The sequence below is a fragment of the Spirosoma sp. genome (assembly GCF_048594605.1).
In the GTDB taxonomy this organism is placed as follows: Bacteria; Bacteroidota; Bacteroidia; order Cytophagales; family Spirosomataceae; genus Spirosoma.
This window is the reverse complement of sequence record NZ_JBMDWV010000362.1, coordinates 1-17,241: the sequence shown is the minus strand read 5'-3', so window position 1 is coordinate 17,241 and position 17,241 is coordinate 1. Positions and strand designations below refer to the sequence as shown.

Below are 17,241 nucleotides of genomic sequence, written 5' to 3'. Positions count from 1 at the left end.
AATGACTGAATGAATAAAAAGAGCGCGTTAGCTCTATTCAATCAGTCAGTCATTCAAGCATTCAATCATTGTACAGCTATAACTGAAATTTCAACATTTACATCTTTAGGTAATCGGGCAACTTCGACTGTTTCGCGGGCGGGCGGCTCCGACGTGAAAAAGCGCCCGTACACTTCGTTAATAGCGGCAAAGTTGTTCAGGTCCTTCACAAAAATGCTGGATTTGACAATGTTAGCATAGTCTAGTCCGGCGGCTTTAAGAATTGCCCCAATATTTTCCATTACTTTTTGCGTTTCTGCCTGAATATCGCCCTGCGAAGCTACTTCTGCAGCTATCTGACCAGAAACGAACAGCATATTATTCACTTTTACCGCCTGGCTGTATGGCCCAATGGGGGCTGGCGCCTGCTCGGTATAAACAATTTGTTTGCTCATGGTTTTATTTATTAAAGTCGATAGGCAAAGTTTATGTCAGGCTCTATCGACTCACAAAGTTACCACAAACCCTGATAAGGCCGATAGCTCACGAGGGATCTTCGTGGAAACCTGATTAGGGTCAGGCGACGATTCGTTTCTAATTTATTTCGTAAATATGACTACGTGGAAAGAGTTGTTACAGAACGTATCAACCGATGCAGAAGAACAATTTGATCGTTTAAAAAGCCGCCTTTTTGGCCGGCTCGACGCAAAAAAGCCGTATCGGATTATCTACTACCGGGGTTTTGGCAGCCCTACTGCGGTTTGGTTGAAAGGGCGGGTTTTACGCCAGAATGATCTAAGCACGCCCAGCGATAATGATACGCTCTGGCAGAATCTGTTGGCTACGTATCAGCGCTTCGGAAGTGACGAGGTAGAAGGCGTAACGGTTCGCGTTGAAACGTTTGGGCAAACTTATACCACCATAACGGATAAGGACGGCTTTTTTGAACTGACGATTAATCCGCCCAATGATTTGCCCGTCGGACGAGCCTGGTTTCCAGTTCGCTACGTTCTGGATGGCGTTATACAACCCGCAACAGAGATCAACGACAATCAACCATCAGCGGCTGAGCCGGTAATGAAAGACGGTCATTTGATGATCGCTCCACCTTATAGCCAGTTTGGTACTATTTCTGATATTGATGATACCGTCCTGGTGACTGACGCAACCAATCTACTCCAGACGGCTAAGCTGACCTTCCTGGGCAATGCGTATACGCGCTTGCCATTTGCCGGAATTGCGGCTTTTTATCGGGCGTTGCAGAGTGGCCCGGTTACTACGTTATTCAATCCGATCTATTTCGTATCGAGCAGTCCGTGGAATTTATACGATTTGCTAGTTGATTTTTTTCGAATTCAGGGTATTCCTAAAGGCCCGCTTTTGTTACGTGATTTTAGCTTGAGCACAAAATTGTTAGCCTCCGAAGGCCATCATACCCACAAACTGAAAATGATTCGGAAAGTGCTGGATGTAAATCCACAGTTGCCTTTTGTGCTCATCGGCGACAGCGGACAGCAGGACCCTGAAATCTATGCGCAGGTAGTCAAGGAAAATCCGGGACGAATTCGGGCAATCTATATCCGCGACGTATCGGAAGACAAACGGGATGAAGCCGTCCGCGAATTAATACGTATCACCGAAGCTTACGACGTTCCTATGCTGCTTGTTACGGATACAGTAGCTGCAGCAGAACATGCGGCTTCGCTGGGTTTAATTGACCCAGATACGATTCCGGAAATTCGCGCTGACCGGCGGGCCGACGAAGAATAAGCCCAGTTCTAAAATACGTATTAAAGGGTATCTCCACAGACTATTAATTAGTCTCTGTGCGGATACCCTTTAACCGCCGAATTCGATCTGGCTAAGTAATAAATAAACGTTGATACAATAATTTTTTAATCGGCACGCAACCCTTTCTGATATGCTTCCGTATTGACGGACGAACCGGTTCAACTGTTCTTTTTCTCTCATTCTAAAACACAGTTGATACAATGAAAACTTCCGTCTACGTTAGTCGCCTGCTGTTGACAACGACTCTTCTGAGCGTTGCGCTTCTGGGCTGTAAGAAAGATGACAACCCTGCCACGACAGGCCCTGATCTGGCTTTGGCAACGACTTCTGTTGGTAACGTAATGACCGGTGCAGGTGGAAAATCTCTTTATTTCTTTGCGCCCGACGTTGCTGGCGATGCTACCTGTTCGGGGAACTGTCTGGAGAACTGGCCAATCTATTACAAAGAAACACCGACGCTTGGCACGGGTCTTAACGCTACCGATTTCGCAACAATTACCCGTACCGATGGAACGAAACAAACAACCTTTAAAGGCTGGCCGCTTTACTACTTTAAAAATGATGTAAATGCGGGCGATGTTCTTGGTGATAAAGTTGGTGGGGTCTGGATGGTGGCTAAACCGCATTATACCGTCATGATTGCATCCCGGCAGTTGGTTGGAAGCGATGGCAAAAACTATACGTTTGATACCAAAGAAGGCACTGGAGCGTCGGTATTCCTGACTGATAGTATTGGAAGAACGCTCTACGCATTTGCTCCGGATAAGTTCAACAAAAACACGTATACAAAGACTGATTTGAGTAATAATCCGGTCTGGCCAATAGTTGAAACGTCGGCTACGATTGGGGATATTCCCTCCGTACTGAATAAATCCGACTTTGCCACGATTACAGCGGTTGGTAAAACGCAGCTTACGTATAAAGGCTGGCCACTGTATTATTTCGGGGGGGATGATGCAAAGCGAGGAGTAACGAAAGGAGTAAGTGTCCCAAGACCAGGGGTATGGCCTGTCGTTAATACGACTTCGCCAATAGCACCGAATTAGTTAACTTGTTTTAAAGTAATTGTAGTTTTAGGTTTACACCCAAGCCAACTTTCTGGTGACTTGCAACTGCAATCAATACGTAATAAATTAATAGCCTAAACTTTGTCCAACGCTCCGAACATACCTGCCTTATCTGATTTGCTGGCTGGCTGTCTGCGCAACCAGCGGCAAAGTCAGGAATTGCTTTACCGGCAGTTCTATGGGTATGCCATGAGTATTTGTTTGCGGTACGTACCAACGCGCGAAGGAGCGTTGGAGGTGTTAAATGATGGTTTCCTGAAAGTGTTTACGCGATTAGATCAATACGACCCGGCTCAACCCTTTAAAGGATGGCTTCGGCGTATCCTGATTAATACGGCCGTAGATCATTATCGTCAGGAAGTACGCCATCATCACCACGAAAACGTAGAGCAGTTTGAAAAAACGGTAGTCTCCGAATCGGCCGATGCTTTTAGCCAGTTGGCACACGAAGATTTACTGGCGTTAATTCAGCGGCTGTCGCCAGCGTATCGACTGGTTTTTAATTTGTACGTGATCGATGGGTTCACGCATGAAGAAATTGCGGGGCAACTCGGTATTTCGGTAGGTGCGTCGAAATCAAACCTGGCCCGGGCAAGGGAGAATCTGCGCTTGTTATTGAAGCAATTAAATTACGATGAGTATGCCAGAGCTAACCGATGACCAATTGGATGGGCTCTTCAGAAAGTCGGCTGAAGAGTTTGATCCACCGTTCGATCCCGTCGCCTGGCGGGATATGAAAACCCGGCTGGATGCCAACGACCGAACTACGGGAGGAGCCCACATTTGGGAAAGCCTGCGCCGTTGGGGCCTACCGATTGCTCTGCTTTTGCTGCTGAGCATTGGCGGCTGGTATACGTATCGGGTGCTACAACCTGCGACTGCTAAATCAGGCTCGCCGAAATTGACAATGAAGGCGCCAACGGAGAAGCGTCAGACTGAGCAGCCATCCACAGAAACCCCATTGTCGACCGACAACGCTACGTTAGCGCACGCACCTGTAGCCGACTCGAAAGTGTCCAGAAAAGGAAAGCAACCGACGGACTGGCCAGTGTCGGTTGCTAAACCTGCCGGCGCGGAAAATCGCGTCAATAACAATAAATCGGCGAACGAGCGGAAGGTAAAGACAACTTCTGCTCCAGCAACTGCAACGCTTCGCACGACATCGACGTATGGTAGTGTGAAAGGAGAACGTAACACTTTGAGCGGCTCTGATCTGAATGAGTCGCGAAGAAAAATCAGCCGCCGGAACGTAGCAGGCACGCGTTACGTATCAGACAGAGCCAACGCACACAGGCTGCTGCGAAAGCAGCGCAAAGTGACTGATGAGCGGTACGCTACGTCTTCTGCTACGAATTATTCATCAACTGCTACTGTACCGTTTAGAAAACGGCCTGTATTGAAAAACCGAAACGTAACGGCAGATTCTCGTCTTAGTAACGTTGGTAATTCAGGTTCGATTTCAACTATAAACCGTGAATCAGAAACTACAGTTTTTCCGTCGTTGTCTGAATTGAGCATTCGGCCGGCCAAATGGCCTAAACCACTGGCATTTGCTGATCGGGACGTAGTAGCCCACCCTGATACGACGTTACGTAGCGTAGTACCCAACGTTTCGGCAGAACGAGGGCTGAGTATTCGGCTCGCGATAGCTCCGGATTTAAGTACTGTCGGGTTAAAGAATTTTTCTCGACCGGGTACAAATATTGGCGCTTTGCTGGAATATCGGCTGTCTCCCCGCTGGAGTATTCAGGCTGGGGTGATTCAGAGTACCAAAGTGTATCGGGCATTGCCAGCTGAGTATATCTCGGGAAGATATGTACATGTGAAGCCTGAAAGTATTGATGGTCAGTGCAATATGCTTGACATACCTATTAACCTACGATATGACATAATTCTGCGACCAGGATTGGCTGGTCGTCAGCCGAGTCGATGGTTTATAAGCGGAGGTATAACTTCTTATATCATGAAACAGGAAGATTATACAAATAACTTCGCTAATCCGAACGATCCTGATATTTACGCTTGGCAAAAGCAACCTGTGAGTGCGCAAACAGGCGGCTACGGTTTCAGCAATTTAAACCTGTCGATTGGATACGAACAAGCTTTTAGTAAACGTTTATCCTGGCAGGTTGAACCGTTCCTGAAAGCTCCTTTGAAAGGTATTGGTTACTTTAACGTTAACTTAATGAGTACTGGTGCCTTTATCTCGATTCGATACAAGCTTACCAAGTGATTACCAACCTATGATGAAAACAAAGAGTACAACCTGTTTCTAATTAAACCTGTGTAAGTACATTAAATACCTAATCTTATGAAGAGTAGTCCAGCTAACGAACAAATGAATCGCGGAGAATTTTTGCGCAGCCTCGGTATGAGTAGTGCCGCTTTGATGGCCTTTTATTGCATGGGCACGGGATTAACGGCCTGCTCAAAAGGGGGCGAGGAGCCTACGCCCACACCTTCCGGCAATGGTTTAACGGGCAATGCTGACACATCTGCAGGGGCAATCAATTTCACGCTCGACCTGACCAGTAGTACGTATAGCTCGCTCAAAACAGTGGGTAATTTCCTGAAAATTGGCAGCGTTCTGGTCGCCAATACGTCGGGTGGTAAATTCATAACCATTCAGCGGATTTGTACACACCAGGCGCAGGACGCTGTTTCATACAGTTTAAGTGCCAATACGTTCTTCTGTAGCGCTCACGGGTCGATTTATAATCTCGACGGAACTGTAAAAGTAGCTGCAGAAGCGGGGCAGGCGGCTATGAAATTATATAAGTCGACTCTAAGCGCAGATGGAAATTCATTAACTGTAACCGCTTAAATCGACTATCTATTTGGCTAATCCAGACAGGTTCGTATTCGCATATAGTGCTTCATTATTTCGATACGAACCTGTTTCGCATTTTTAAGGGTAAGGAAAGTTATCTTCGTGCCTCTGTTTATGAAACAACTTACAAACGTACTATTGATCTTGCTGACGATTAGTGTCTCTGCGTTCGGCCAGATTACTTCAGAAACCCCGCGCGACACTGTACCGGCACCCGGGGCGGTTAAGGATTCAGTAGCGGCAGCATCTTCGGCCGATGATTTACTGGCCGGGCTTAGCGATTCTACCGAAACCCAAGAGTTGCTGCCGCATAAAATGCTGTTTACACAACGGGCGTTCTGGGGTCCAAAAGGCTTGCTAAGGTCGTTGAAAGCAGCGCCCCTTACGCCAGAAGGACGTATTAAAGAGCTGAAAGTCAGACGCGCCATGCTTGTGACTCATCAGGTTGGCGGCTTTGTCACGCTGGCTGGGTTTGTGGCGCAGGGTTTACTGGGTGCGAAGCTTTACAAGGCGCAGGGGCAGGAGTACGCCGATCTGAAGAAGTGGCACGAACGATCTGCTACGTTCATTAATATTACGTATGGTACTACGTTGGCCTTAGCCCTGACAACGCCACCGCCAATTGTGGGTCCCAGAAGAGGTTTCACAACCATCAAGCTGCATAAATACCTGGCCATTGTGCACCTGTCAGGTATGATTGCGACGAACGTTCTAGCTCACATGATTGAAAAAGACTTCACGCTAAAGCCCTATCACCGCGCGGCTGCCTACGCTACGTTTGGCGCGTACGCTGCTTCGATTATTGCTTTAAAATTCTAAGCTTATGAAAAACTATCGAATTCTGCATGGCTGCCTGGTAGCCATTGTGGTTCTTTGTGCCTTTGTGGCCCCAAAAGCTAAGCGTAAACTTATGGCCGACAAGGCCTTATCGACGGTTACGTATGCTGCCAAACATCCGCTTCATAACTGGGAAGGAGTTAGCCGTGATGTGAACTGTGCTATGATTTATAACGACGAAACCAAGCAGCCTGAGAGCATCGCTGTGTCCATAAAAGTGGCTTCCTTTGATAGCGAAAACAACAACCGGGATTCGCACGCGGTCGAAGCGATGGAAGGAATAAAGTATCCGAACGTAACGTTCACAAGCTCGGATATTAAAGCCGGTGATAATGGTACGCTGGTTGCCAAAGGAAACTTAACCTTTCATGGCGTGGCTAAGCCTATTACGTTGCAGGCAACGCGGAAAGAAAGCAATGGCAAGATGACGCTCACTGGAGAGTTTCCCGTTAACATGACTGATTACAAAATTGAGCGCCCTTCGCTGATGGGCATGAAAACGGAAGACGGAATGATACTTCGGTTTAACGTCGTGTTCAGTTTGTGAATATATTGCGAGCGACATAATACGCTGAAATAGGCTGTATTACGTCGCTCGCGATACATTGAACAAATATGAGCGTACGTTTTCTTCCTCTGCTTATACTTCTCACCGTTACGGCTTCGGCTCAGAAGCCCATCTCTCCAAAACAAATTCAGGAATTCGACACCTACGTTGATGCCGCCCGCAAACAGTGGGACGTACCGGGCATAGCCATTACGGTCGTCAAAGACGGCAAGGTAATTTTTAAGAAAGGATACGGGGTTCGCGAATTGACTGCGTCCGCCCAAGCTGATCCTGTTGATACACAGACCTTATTTGCTTGTGCCTCAACGACCAAAGCCATGACCGTTACGTTGATGGGGATGCTCGTTGATGAAGGCAAACTCGCCTGGAACGATCCTGTCAGTAAATACCTTCCTGAATTGCAGTTATACGACCCGTACGTAACGCGAGAGCTTAAAATCCGCGATTTGCTTATTCATGATACGGGCGTTGGCAGCACCGATTTTATGACGGGATTTATGACGATTCCGGCTAATGAAATGTTCCGGCGGATGGTGCTGGTAAAACCCAGTTATCCGTTTCGGGCTGGATTCGAATATCAGAATATATTTTATTCAGCAGCCGGGCGAGTGATCGAGCGGATTGTTGGCAAAACCTGGGCCGAATACCTCAAAGAGCGAATCTTTACGCCATTAGGAATGCTACGTACTGCACCCAAACGTGGCTATATCAACGATAACAACGTAACAAAACCGCATTACAACATCAATGATACGATTCGGGCCATCGACTACGGGGCAGATAGCGAAATAGGGTCAGCGGGGGCCGTCTGGTCGTCGGCCGACGATATTAGTAAGTGGGTCGTTTGCATGCTCGATAGCAGTAAATACGGGAATGGACGATTGTTGAAACCCGAAACCTGGACGGAAATTTTTAAACCGCAAACCTTTTTTCCGGAAGATGAATACCCGACCATGCAAATTTTGAAGCCCAACTGGCGGACATACGGGTTAGGTTGGTATCAGCACGACTACAAAGGCCATAAAGTGAATTTCCACACGGGCAGCTTAGCCGGTTTAACGGCAATCATTGGGTTGCTGCCCGACGAAAAATTAGGCGTTTACGTATTTGGTAACTATGACCACGCCGAATTACGTCATGCGCTGATGTACAAAACCTTCGACTGGTTTGCGCTAGGCGGCACCCGCGACTGGAACACGGAGTTTAAAACATTGTATGCGGGCATGAAGGAAAACGCAAGAACAGCACAGCAGAACTTTGTTGCGAAGCGCGTAACCAATACGTCTGCTACGTTGCCTTTGAGTCAATACAGCGGCATATACAGCAGTCCGCTATATGGTCAGGTGGAAGTGAACGTAGTGAGGAATCAATTGTCGATTAACATAAACAATACGCAGTATGCGACGCTGGCGCACTGGCATTATGATACGTTCTATGGCCCTTACAAAAAAGCCTGGCTGGGCAGTGCCCTGGCCAGGTTTACAATTAGTGCTTCCGGAAAAGTGGATACATTAATTTTCAGTGGAATGGACTTTAAAAAGGAGCCGATCAACTAGTCACCATTCGTTTTTTGAGCCCCCGCCGTGCCAAAACTGCACTGATAATAATGAGCAGTGATCCCAGAAAAAATGGCGCGCCAGGAAGATAAACAGGCGCTTTTGGAGACGTAAAAAAGGCAAATAAATTACCCATAATATACGGCCCAAAGATAGAGGTTGTACTTGTCAGGCTTGTCAGCGCGCCCTGAAGTTCGCCCTGTTCATTGGCCGGGACCTGATTCGAGATAATTCCCTGAATAGACGGGCCCGCAATGCCTCCGAGTGCGTAAACCGCCATAAAGGCAAACATCATCCAGCTTTGACTCGCCAGACCAAATAGCAGGAATCCCAAGGCACTGAAAACCAAACCTACGTAAACAGACCGTTGCTGACCTAATTTTGGCACAATGACCCGGGTCAAGCCGCCCTGAACAATAGCAAATGAAGTTCCGATAGCCGCTAGCGATAACCCAACTGTTTTTTCGTCCCACTTGAATTTTTCCATCGTGTAGAACGTCCAGGTTCCCTGCACAGCAAAACCGGCAATGTATATCAGGACTAACGAGGCCACTAGCCCGAGAATAACGGGGTACTTGCCCAGCAGCAGTAACGAACCAATTGGATTCGCCCGTTTCCAGTTGAACGGACGGCGATTCTCGGGAGCGAGTGATTCTGGCAGAATGAACAAGCCGTACAGAAAATTAATCATCGTTAGGCCAGCGGCTACAAAAAATGGGACGCGCGACCCGTATTGACCTAAAAAACCGCCGATAGCAGGCCCCAGAATAAAACCTACGCCAAAAGCCGCACCAACCAGACCAAAGTTTTGCGCCCGTTTTTCAGGTGGACTGATGTCGGCAATGTAAGCTGTAGCCGTCGTGAAACTAGCTCCGGTGATTCCTGCTACAATTCGACCGACAAATAGCCAGCCGATGCTCGGGGCAAACCCCTGAAAAATATAGTCGATTCCGAACCCAAACAGAGAAAACAGGAGCACAGGACGACGGCCATAGCGATCGCTTAAATTTCCCAGTACGGGTGAGAAGATAAACTGCATTAACGCGTACGAAGGCGTTATTAGGGCCGCCCAGCTTGCCGCCTGACTAATGTTACCATGAATAAGTTGCTCAATTAGCTTTGGAAAAACCGGGATAATGATTCCCAGCCCCGTAACGTCGATAAGTAACGTAATAAAAATAAAAACCAGGGCAGGCGCCGTGCGTTTGGCCATTGTTGGGCGTGGTTATAGAGTTATAAAGTTGTAGGGTTATATAGTTGTAAAGTCGGCCGGGATTAATGCAGACACCGGAGGAACTTTACAACTATATAACCCTACAACTTTATAACTCTTTTTTAAGCGTATGTATTCAACATCACGGGCATCACCAGCATCAGGATGTCTTCGTTTTCTTCTTTATCTGCTGGAATTAACAGACCTGCGCGGTTTGGAGCTGACATTTCGAGCGAGACCATCTTAGCACTCAGGTTGCTCAATACTTCCGATAAAAGCTTGGCGTTGAAACCAATTTCCATGGGTTCGCCATCGTACTCGCAAAGCAGTTTTTCGTTCGCTTCGTTCGAATAATCAAGGTCTTCGGCCGAAATGGTTAATGAGTTGGCTTTAAGCGACAACCGAATCTGATGCGTAGTGCGGTTGGCGTAAATCATGATCCGCTTCAGGGAGTTGAGCAGATCGGTGCGGCCAATCGTCATTACGTTCGGATTATTGGTCGGAATTGCGTTTTCGTAGTCGGGGAAGCGCTCGTCGATCAGCCGGCAGATCAATTGCGTTGGGCCGAACGTAAACGATGCATTTGCCTGGCTGAATTCCGCCGTAACCGGTACGTTCTCGGGCAACGATGCTTTCAGTAGCTGTAACGCTTTCCGTGGAATGATAATCGATGAACTGGCCGATGCACCAAGGTCAGTCCGGCGGTAGCGAATAAGCCGATGGCCATCCGTAGCCACGAACGTAGCGTTATCGCCCGTGAGTTGCAGCAGAACTCCCGTCATAGCCGGACGCAGATCGTCGGTGCTGGTCGCGAACACAGTATTATTAATGGCGCTGAGCAGTACGTCCGACGTCATTTCAACCGACATATTTTTGTTGACCGTCGGCAGTTTCGGAAAGTCGATCGGGTTCTCGCCCGACAGTTTATAACGACCATTATCCGTCAGGATCTCGGTACCGAACGTATCGGTATCAATGTTCACTGTAACGGGTTGTTCGGGCAGGCTACGTAGTGTATCCAGCAGTAATTTAGCCGGAATGGCAATTGAACCGTTCTCGCTGGCCTCGACCGGAATCTGGGTCGTCATGGTTGTTTGCAGATCCGATGCCGTTACCGTAAGTGTCCCATCCTCAATGCGAAACAGGAAATTTTCGAGGATAGGTACAATCGGGTTGGTCGCTACCACGCCGTTAATATGTTGGAGGTTCTTCAGCAGAACAGACGAGGAAACAATAAATTTCATCGGGTCAAGTATTTAGACGGTTCGTTATGAGATATAAGAACAAAAGTAGCAAAAAAAGACGTTGTAATGGATATTGAACAATGTAGAATCTGCAATGAAAAGGCCTGGCCTTTTTACATTGTCAATCGGCCATTATAGCTTTAAAAAATGGAAACTGAAATCATTAACCGGGTTGCCAATAGTGGCCTGATCACGCTGGATCTGGAGGAGTATTACCACCCCGGTGAGCGGATTGTTTACGACCTGAAAGACAATCTCTACATGGGCTTAATTCTGAAAGAGAAAGATTTTCGGGCTTTTCTGAAAGAACACGACTGGAGCCAGTATGCAGGGAAGAACGTAGCGATTACGTGTACCGAAGATGCTATTGTACCTACCTGGGCCTACATGCTTCTCACCCTTCAGTTACAGCCCTATGCGAATTCAATCGTGTTTGGCAATCTAACTGATCTGGAAGAGAAACTTTATTTCGACGCCATCGCCCAAATTAATCCAGAAGAGTACCGTGATGCCCGCGTTGTGGTAAAAGGTTGTTCCAAAGTTCCTGTTCCGACAGCCGCTTATGTTGAACTGACGCGCGTGCTACGTCCTGTGGTACAAAGTCTGTTATTCGGTGAACCCTGTAGCACTGTGCCTTTATACAAACGGCCAAAGGCGTAAGCCCGTTTTGATACAATAGAGAGCCCATTGCTTTACCCGCAGTGGGCTTTTTACCCTAAATATCTTTACTTGCGGTAAAGCACGACCAATCTCTATGCTCGATTTTCGCCTGAATGTATTTTACACGGTTGCCAAACGACTCAGTTTTACGAAAGCGGCTGCTGAATTATACGTAACGCAACCTGCCGTTACAAAACATATTCAGGAACTCGAGCATCAATTTGGAACGGCCCTGTTCGACCGTCGTGGTAATCAGATCAGCCTGACAACCGCCGGGAACGTACTGCTTCGTCATGCCGAAACCATTATGGCAACGTACCGTCAGCTGGAGTTCGATATGAATGCACTTAAAGGGGAGTCGGGCGGTACGTTGCGGGTAGGGGCGAGTACAACCGTCGCGCAGTACGTTATTCCGCCGGTGCTGGCCCGGTTTCATGAGCAATCAGCTGATGTTTCCATTACGCTCTTCAGTGGTAATACGGAACAGATTGAGCAGCAACTGCTTAACGACGATATTGATCTGGGTTTAGTAGAAGGCCGGACCCACCACAGCGACATTCGTTATACGCCTTTTTTAAAAGACGAACTGGTTTTGATCTGTCGCACTGATCACCCCTTAGCCGATCGCGATGAAATCACGCTCATTGAACTACGTAACATTCCGATTGTGCTGCGTGAACGGGGCTCGGGTTCGCTTGAGGTCATCGAACATGCGCTACGGGGAGTAGGGCTTCGGCTAACGGATCTGACTGTTGAAATGCATCTGGGTAGTACCGAGAGTATCAAATCCTATCTGGGTAGTTCGCGTTGCATGGCCTTTGTTTCGGTTTTTGCTGTGCAGCATGAATTACGCGCTGGTACGCTAAAAATTCTGGACGTACAGGATCTTTCTATTCAGCGTGAACTATATTCTATTCAGCTCCAGGGTATTAGCGAAGGCTTGGCCGATACGTTCATGCGTTTTGCCCGGCAGCATTATAAACGTGGTTAACTGAACAAAGAGTAAAGCGTAGGGTTTGGGGTTCAGCTTTTTCGTACTTTTGTTTGTTAACCCAGTCACCATGCAAACGTCTACTCTACTGGCCTTTCTGGCTGGATCACTTCTGATAAATACATCGCTGCAGGCGCAATCACGAACTGTTAAAACTACGTCAACCCGGACTGTAACAAAGACATCAACGGTCCCGCCAGCCAGGCTTCCCGAGTTTTCGATTCCTCGTGCCGAAGTAGAATCACACATCCGATTTATTGCATCGGATGAACTGGAGGGCCGCCGGACGGGTGAGAAAGGCAACTGGACAGCCGCCCGCTACATTGCCGAGCAGTTTCGGTTGCTGGGCCTCAAACCGGCTGGGGATCAGGGTGATTATTTTCAGCGAATCAATTTTGAAAAGGTTAAGGCTGCTATGTCGGCAACACTTCTTTTGGGGAAAGATACCCTTCATGCTGGCAAAGAACTGGTTATAATGGCGGGTGGACCAACGGACCTGTCCGGCGAAGTAATTTACGTTGGGTACGGTTTGACGGACGGTGAAGACGGCTACAAAGGACGCGACGTAAAAGGACGTATTGTGGTGGCTCAGGGTGGATCGCCGGAAGCCAAAGGACCGGGCGAAATTTTTGGGGCATCGCGAAACAAACGTAAGATCGCGATGGATAAAGGCGCTGCCGCCCTGATCGAGCTTTACAGCGAATCGATTCCCTGGGGATTTGTGAATCAATATTTTAGCCGTGAACAGATTACATTGCCTACCGAATCCAATACCGGTAAACCTATTACGCATTTATGGATTAACAATGCTAATAACCAGTACAAGCAATTGAAAGAGGCTGGTCAGACCGTTACGCTACGTACGTCGGGCCGTCCGCAATCGACCGTCGTATCGGCTAACGTAGCCGGTATTATCGAAGGAACTGATCCGAAGCTAAAAAACGAATACATCGTCTTGTCAGCCCATTTCGACCACGTTGGGGTTGGTAAACAGGGTGGATCGCCTTATCAGGCTTCGGATAGTATATTCAACGGAGCCCGCGACAACGCTATCGGAACGGTTGCCATTCTGGAAGCCGCCAAAGCGTTATCGCTTCAACGGCCGAGTCGGTCTGTACTAGTACTGGCCTTAACCGGTGAAGAGGTTGGTTTGCTGGGCAGTAAATACTATTCTGAACATCCACTAGTGCCATTAAAACAAACGATTTTCGATCTCAATACCGACGGTGCAGGCTATAGCGACACCACAATCATATCGGTTATTGGGCTGGAACGTACGGGTGCTAAAGCGGAAATAGAAGCGGGGGCCAAAGCATTTGGACTAGGTGTTTTCGGTGATCCTGCTCCCGAACAGGGGTTATTTGACCGGTCGGACAACGTTAATTTTGCCGCTAAAGGCGTACCCGCGCCCGACTTTGCGCCCGGTTTTAAATCCTTTGATCAGGAGATCGGTAAATATTATCACCAGGCTACCGATAATCCGGAGTCGCTTAATTTCAATTACGTTCTGCGATTTTGTCAGGCATATGCGCATACGGCCCGCCTGATCGCCAACCGCCCCACCCGACCTCAATGGTCATCAGGTGATAAGTACGAGCCAGCCGCCAAAGCGTTGTATACGCAGGAGTAGAGTAAATCGGGTGAAACACGACTTATCGATAACAGTAGATTTGCCTCAGTTCATCATTATACGTAGTACATTACCCCTTAAAATCGCCGATTAACCCGATTCTGGTCCGTTCAACGTAACAGAAAACTAAATAGCTTAGCTCAGCGTTTATTCAGTACAAACGATTCTTCGACATGATTTTAAAGTATCTGTTCATCATTACCCTGATTATCTTGTTTGTACCTCCGGTACGTCGGTTTGTGTTTTACCTGCTGGTTGGTCGGCAATTGGTAAAAGAACAGAAGCGGCAGGGTGATATTCGCGGTAGTCGTCGGGAAGGCGACATTCGGGTAGATAATCGGCCAAAGGGTAATGATTCTCGCTATCCGGGTGGGGAATACGTTGATTACGAAGAAGTTAAATAAGTTATATGTCTTAATCGAAAGCCTGTAAATACCAGATGGTATTTACAGGCTTTTTTGTTTCTCAGAAACGTCATGTTCGGGCTTGTACTTTACGGCTAGTCCAGTCATTACGTACCCGTTCTCTTTGATCGAAGTGTAATACGTATACCGAACCGCTACCAGCGCATCAGCCCCTATTTTTTTAGCCTGCATAGCCAGCCGCGCCAGCATCAGCTCTTTCTGCTGCGCATTGTTCCCTCGATCCAGCATGCGTTCATTTCCCCACTGCCGTCGCGTCAGTTCGACTTCACTTTTTACTTCCAGAGCCTTTAAGGGATCAAACGGACGTTCTGGCCGCTGATTTTCGTAAAAAACATCGACCGGGTAACGCGTCTTATTCTGCAAATAAACCGCTGGTCGGAAGCACCCCGTCAGGCTAATCCACAGAAGAACTCCCCAAAAAAACCTTTCTGTTATTTTTTGTAAATCATTCATCCTGCATCAGTACTTCTTCTATTACTCTCGGATAATGCAAATGTTCCAGGATTTGCACCTTATGCGCTACGTCCTCGGGCGTATCTGTTGGCGAAACTGGACAGTTAGCCTGAAAAATTGTCTGGCCTTCGTCGTATCGCTCGTTTACGTAGTGAATTGTAATGCCCGACTCCGTTTCTCCGGCTGCTACGACAGCTTCATGAACGTAGTGTCCGTACATTCCTTTTCCGCCAAATTTAGGTAACAAAGCCGGATGAATATTGACGATTTTATTCGGAAAGGCACGTACTAAATCACCAGGCATCAGCCACATAAACCCAGCCAGGACGATCAGGTCAATATTTTGATTCAGAAGGAGTTGGGTGATTCGGTTTGTGTCGTAAAATGTGCTGCGGTCGAAAAGCAATACTGGAATATGCAGACGACGCCCGAATCCACGGCGGGCCCGTTCGATAACACCCGCTTTCGGATTATTGGATACAATCAGCGTGATTTCTACAGCAGTGTTATCAGCAAAATACTCAGCAATTTTTTCAGCGTTTGAGCCCGAGCCCGAAGCGAAGATGGCGATACGTTTCAAAGTTAGTAGGTGTTTTCGACCGTCGTTAGTTGCTAGTCGAGAGTCGATAGTATGCGTCAGTCACTCATGACAAAGGACTGTCGACTAATCAAGCCAAAATTACGAGCTTTTGCCTACTTTTGTGAGTACTCGCCCGAATCCAATGCTGGCAACGAAGCAACTCACGTTTGAATACGGCCCTTCGAAACGATTCTCGTTTCCCGACGTATACTGTGCTAATCGCGAAGCACTCCTGATTTTAGGACGGTCTGGCACAGGTAAAACTACCTTTCTGCATTTACTGGCTCTGCTGCTCAAGCCGAAAAGCGGTTCTGTTGTTATTGATCAGACCGATCTGACGCAACTGAGTGTAGCAGAAACGGCTGCTTTCCGGGCCAAACATGTTGGTATTGTGTATCAGAAGCCGCACTTTGTTAGCTCTCTATCTGTACTGGATAATCTTTTGATGGCGAACTATTTAGCCAATAAGCCACAGGATAGAAATCGCGCTCGCGAACTGGCTGGTCAACTTGGTTTTGGCGATCATCTGGGCAAGAAAACGCACCAGCTTAGCCAGGGCGAGCAACAGCGGGTTAGCATTGCCCGCGCCGTTATGAACCAGCCTGATGTTATTCTGGCCGATGAGCCAACGTCCAGCCTCGACGACGAAAATACCGATCGGGTTGTGACATTGTTACGGGAACAGTCGGAGCAAATTGGCGCCAGCCTGATCGTTGTTACGCATGACCAGCGGCTGAAAGATGCGTTTCAAAATCGGGTTGCTTTGTAATAGACATCACGTGATTTCTACTGCTTTTACGAAATTGATGAAGAAATTTATACTATTTATTCTATTGGTGCCCAGCGTATTGATGGCGCAGAATCGGAAGAAAAAAGATTATCTCGTTACGCTCACTACGTCGTACGGTCCCATGCGAATCGTGCTGTACGACCAGACGCCAAAGCATAAGGAAAACTTTATCAAGCTTGTTAAGGATAAATTTTACGACAGTCTGCTTTTCCACCGGGTTATTCCGATGTTTATGATTCAGGGGGGCGATCCTAACTCTCGTAAGGCGGAGACTGGAGAACCACTGGGTATGGGCAGCGTGGATTACAAAATTCCGGCGGAGTTTGTGCCAGCGCTTTTTCATAAGAAAGGGGCTTTGGCTGCCGCTCGAGATAATAATCCTGCTAAAGAATCAAGCGGCTGTCAGTTTTACGTAGTGCAGGGCCGCGTCTGGAATGAGGCAGATTTGCAAAAACAGATGGAGCGAATTCAAGCTATGAAAGGACGGTTGCCTACCGACGAGCAAAAACAGGTGTATAAGACAATTGGTGGCGCTCCTCACCTGGATGGAAACTATACCGTTTTTGGCGAAGTAATTGACGGGCTGGCCGTTGTCGATAGCATTGCCAAACAGACGCGTGATCCGCA

The 17,241-nt window shown here is 47.7% G+C and carries 19 protein-coding genes; 14 read left to right on the top strand and 5 right to left on the bottom strand.

From position 1 onward, the window contains the following. Nucleotides 1-65: 65 nt before the first annotated feature. On the bottom strand, nt 66-434 hold the full coding sequence (locus ACOJS8_RS22170) for a Rid family detoxifying hydrolase (protein WP_420150741.1): 369 nt from the start codon (nt 432-434) through the stop codon (nt 66-68). 157 nt (nt 435-591) lie between these two features. On the opposite strand from ACOJS8_RS22170, the gene ACOJS8_RS22165 reads away from it, so the two are divergent. From ACOJS8_RS22165 to ACOJS8_RS22130, 8 genes are all read left to right on the top strand, one after another. Further along, nucleotides 592-1,749 carry an App1 family protein gene (locus tag ACOJS8_RS22165; protein ID WP_420150740.1) on the top strand — a complete coding sequence of 386 codons (1,158 nt, stop codon included), beginning with the start codon at nt 592-594 and terminating at the stop codon, nt 1,747-1,749. A gap of 221 nt (nt 1,750-1,970) precedes the next feature. Beyond that, on the top strand, nt 1,971-2,816 hold the full coding sequence (locus ACOJS8_RS22160) for a hypothetical protein (RefSeq protein ID WP_420150739.1): 846 nt from the start codon (nt 1,971-1,973) through the stop codon (nt 2,814-2,816). A 102-nt stretch (nt 2,817-2,918) separates the two neighbouring features. Next, a complete protein-coding gene (locus tag ACOJS8_RS22155) occupies nt 2,919-3,497 on the top strand; it encodes an RNA polymerase sigma factor (RefSeq protein ID WP_420150738.1) in 579 nt (192 codons plus the stop codon). Further along, complete coding sequence (locus ACOJS8_RS22150) at nt 3,478-5,070, top strand: hypothetical protein (protein WP_420150737.1); 1,593 nt, start codon at nt 3,478-3,480, stop codon at nt 5,068-5,070. Before ACOJS8_RS22155 ends, ACOJS8_RS22150 begins: the two co-directional genes overlap by 20 nt. Nucleotides 5,071-5,148: 78 nt before the next feature. Continuing rightward, nucleotides 5,149-5,661, top strand: a complete 513-nt coding sequence (locus ACOJS8_RS22145; protein WP_420150736.1) for a Rieske 2Fe-2S domain-containing protein — start codon at nt 5,149-5,151, stop codon at nt 5,659-5,661. A 120-nt stretch (nt 5,662-5,781) separates the two neighbouring features. Next, nucleotides 5,782-6,486 (top strand): hypothetical protein, encoded by a 705-nt coding sequence (locus tag ACOJS8_RS22140; RefSeq protein WP_420150735.1) that lies wholly within the window; start codon nt 5,782-5,784, stop codon nt 6,484-6,486. A gap of 4 nt (nt 6,487-6,490) precedes the next feature. After that, on the top strand, nt 6,491-7,051 hold the full coding sequence (locus ACOJS8_RS22135) for a YceI family protein (protein ID WP_420150734.1): 561 nt from the start codon (nt 6,491-6,493) through the stop codon (nt 7,049-7,051). A gap of 68 nt (nt 7,052-7,119) precedes the next feature. Next, nucleotides 7,120-8,628, top strand: a complete 1,509-nt coding sequence (locus ACOJS8_RS22130) for a serine hydrolase (protein WP_420150733.1) — start codon at nt 7,120-7,122, stop codon at nt 8,626-8,628. Here the strand turns inward: ACOJS8_RS22130 and ACOJS8_RS22125 are convergent. Then, the gene (locus ACOJS8_RS22125; RefSeq protein WP_420150732.1) at nt 8,621-9,841 is read right to left on the bottom strand and encodes a TCR/Tet family MFS transporter; all 1,221 of its coding nucleotides are present in this window, start codon (nt 9,839-9,841) and stop codon (nt 8,621-8,623) included. The genes ACOJS8_RS22130 and ACOJS8_RS22125 overlap by 8 nt on opposite strands. 122 nt (nt 9,842-9,963) lie before the next feature. Continuing rightward, nucleotides 9,964-11,085, bottom strand: coding sequence for a DNA polymerase III subunit beta (dnaN, locus tag ACOJS8_RS22120; RefSeq protein WP_420150731.1), 1,122 nt, complete (start codon nt 11,083-11,085; stop codon nt 9,964-9,966). Between the two features lie 147 nt (nt 11,086-11,232). On the opposite strand from dnaN, the gene ACOJS8_RS22115 reads away from it, so the two are divergent. The 4 genes from ACOJS8_RS22115 (at nt 11,233) to ACOJS8_RS22100 (ending at nt 14,770) form a co-directional block, all read left to right on the top strand. After that, nucleotides 11,233-11,745 (top strand): DUF2480 family protein, encoded by a 513-nt coding sequence (locus ACOJS8_RS22115; protein WP_420150730.1) that lies wholly within the window; start codon nt 11,233-11,235, stop codon nt 11,743-11,745. A 94-nt stretch (nt 11,746-11,839) separates the two neighbouring features. Continuing rightward, entirely contained in the window at nt 11,840-12,736 is an 897-nt protein-coding gene (locus ACOJS8_RS22110; RefSeq protein ID WP_420150729.1) for a LysR substrate-binding domain-containing protein, read from the top strand. Between the two features lie 70 nt (nt 12,737-12,806). Next, complete coding sequence (locus tag ACOJS8_RS22105) at nt 12,807-14,366, top strand: M28 family peptidase (RefSeq protein ID WP_420150728.1); 1,560 nt, start codon at nt 12,807-12,809, stop codon at nt 14,364-14,366. Nucleotides 14,367-14,539: 173 nt separating this feature from the next. Further along, on the top strand, nt 14,540-14,770 hold the full coding sequence (locus ACOJS8_RS22100) for a DUF4834 domain-containing protein (RefSeq protein WP_420150727.1): 231 nt from the start codon (nt 14,540-14,542) through the stop codon (nt 14,768-14,770). Between the two features lie 42 nt (nt 14,771-14,812). On the opposite strand, the gene ACOJS8_RS22095 is transcribed toward ACOJS8_RS22100, so the two are convergent. Further along, nucleotides 14,813-15,154, bottom strand: coding sequence for a hypothetical protein (locus tag ACOJS8_RS22095; protein WP_420150726.1), 342 nt, complete (start codon nt 15,152-15,154; stop codon nt 14,813-14,815). Between the two features lie 82 nt (nt 15,155-15,236). Further along, nucleotides 15,237-15,824: a phosphoribosylglycinamide formyltransferase gene (locus tag ACOJS8_RS22090; protein WP_420150725.1), complete on the bottom strand. Its 588-nt coding sequence runs from the start codon at nt 15,822-15,824 to the stop codon at nt 15,237-15,239. Between the two features lie 142 nt (nt 15,825-15,966). Between ACOJS8_RS22090 and ACOJS8_RS22085 the strand changes: the two genes are divergently transcribed. Then, nucleotides 15,967-16,593: an ATP-binding cassette domain-containing protein gene (locus tag ACOJS8_RS22085; RefSeq protein ID WP_420150755.1), complete on the top strand. Its 627-nt coding sequence runs from the start codon at nt 15,967-15,969 to the stop codon at nt 16,591-16,593. Between the two features lie 37 nt (nt 16,594-16,630). Continuing rightward, the coding region (locus tag ACOJS8_RS22080) for a peptidylprolyl isomerase (RefSeq protein ID WP_420150724.1) at nt 16,631-17,241 on the top strand (611 nt) is incomplete at its 3' end.

Bases quoted from the DNA above. Each gene is read 5' to 3' on its own strand.
- ACOJS8_RS22100 (WP_420150727.1), top strand. From the start codon at position 14,540: ATGATTTTAAAGTATCTGTTCATCATTACCCTGATTATCTTGTTTGTA.
- ACOJS8_RS22145 (WP_420150736.1), top strand. From the start codon at position 5,149: ATGAAGAGTAGTCCAGCTAACGAACAAATGAATCGCGGAGAATTTTTG.
- ACOJS8_RS22115 (WP_420150730.1), top strand. From the start codon at position 11,233: ATGGAAACTGAAATCATTAACCGGGTTGCCAATAGTGGCCTGATCACG.
- ACOJS8_RS22140 (WP_420150735.1), top strand. From the start codon at position 5,782: ATGAAACAACTTACAAACGTACTATTGATCTTGCTGACGATTAGTGTC.
- ACOJS8_RS22165 (WP_420150740.1), top strand. From the start codon at position 592: ATGACTACGTGGAAAGAGTTGTTACAGAACGTATCAACCGATGCAGAA.
- ACOJS8_RS22130 (WP_420150733.1), top strand. From the start codon at position 7,120: ATGAGCGTACGTTTTCTTCCTCTGCTTATACTTCTCACCGTTACGGCT.
- ACOJS8_RS22170 (WP_420150741.1), bottom strand. From the start codon at position 434: ATGAGCAAACAAATTGTTTATACCGAGCAGGCGCCAGCCCCCATTGGG.
- ACOJS8_RS22105 (WP_420150728.1), top strand. From the start codon at position 12,807: ATGCAAACGTCTACTCTACTGGCCTTTCTGGCTGGATCACTTCTGATA.
- dnaN (WP_420150731.1), bottom strand. From the start codon at position 11,085: ATGAAATTTATTGTTTCCTCGTCTGTTCTGCTGAAGAACCTCCAACAT.
- ACOJS8_RS22150 (WP_420150737.1), top strand. From the start codon at position 3,478: ATGCCAGAGCTAACCGATGACCAATTGGATGGGCTCTTCAGAAAGTCG.
- ACOJS8_RS22160 (WP_420150739.1), top strand. From the start codon at position 1,971: ATGAAAACTTCCGTCTACGTTAGTCGCCTGCTGTTGACAACGACTCTT.
- ACOJS8_RS22110 (WP_420150729.1), top strand. From the start codon at position 11,840: ATGCTCGATTTTCGCCTGAATGTATTTTACACGGTTGCCAAACGACTC.
- ACOJS8_RS22135 (WP_420150734.1), top strand. From the start codon at position 6,491: ATGAAAAACTATCGAATTCTGCATGGCTGCCTGGTAGCCATTGTGGTT.
- ACOJS8_RS22125 (WP_420150732.1), bottom strand. From the start codon at position 9,841: ATGGCCAAACGCACGGCGCCTGCCCTGGTTTTTATTTTTATTACGTTA.
- ACOJS8_RS22085 (WP_420150755.1), top strand. From the start codon at position 15,967: ATGCTGGCAACGAAGCAACTCACGTTTGAATACGGCCCTTCGAAACGA.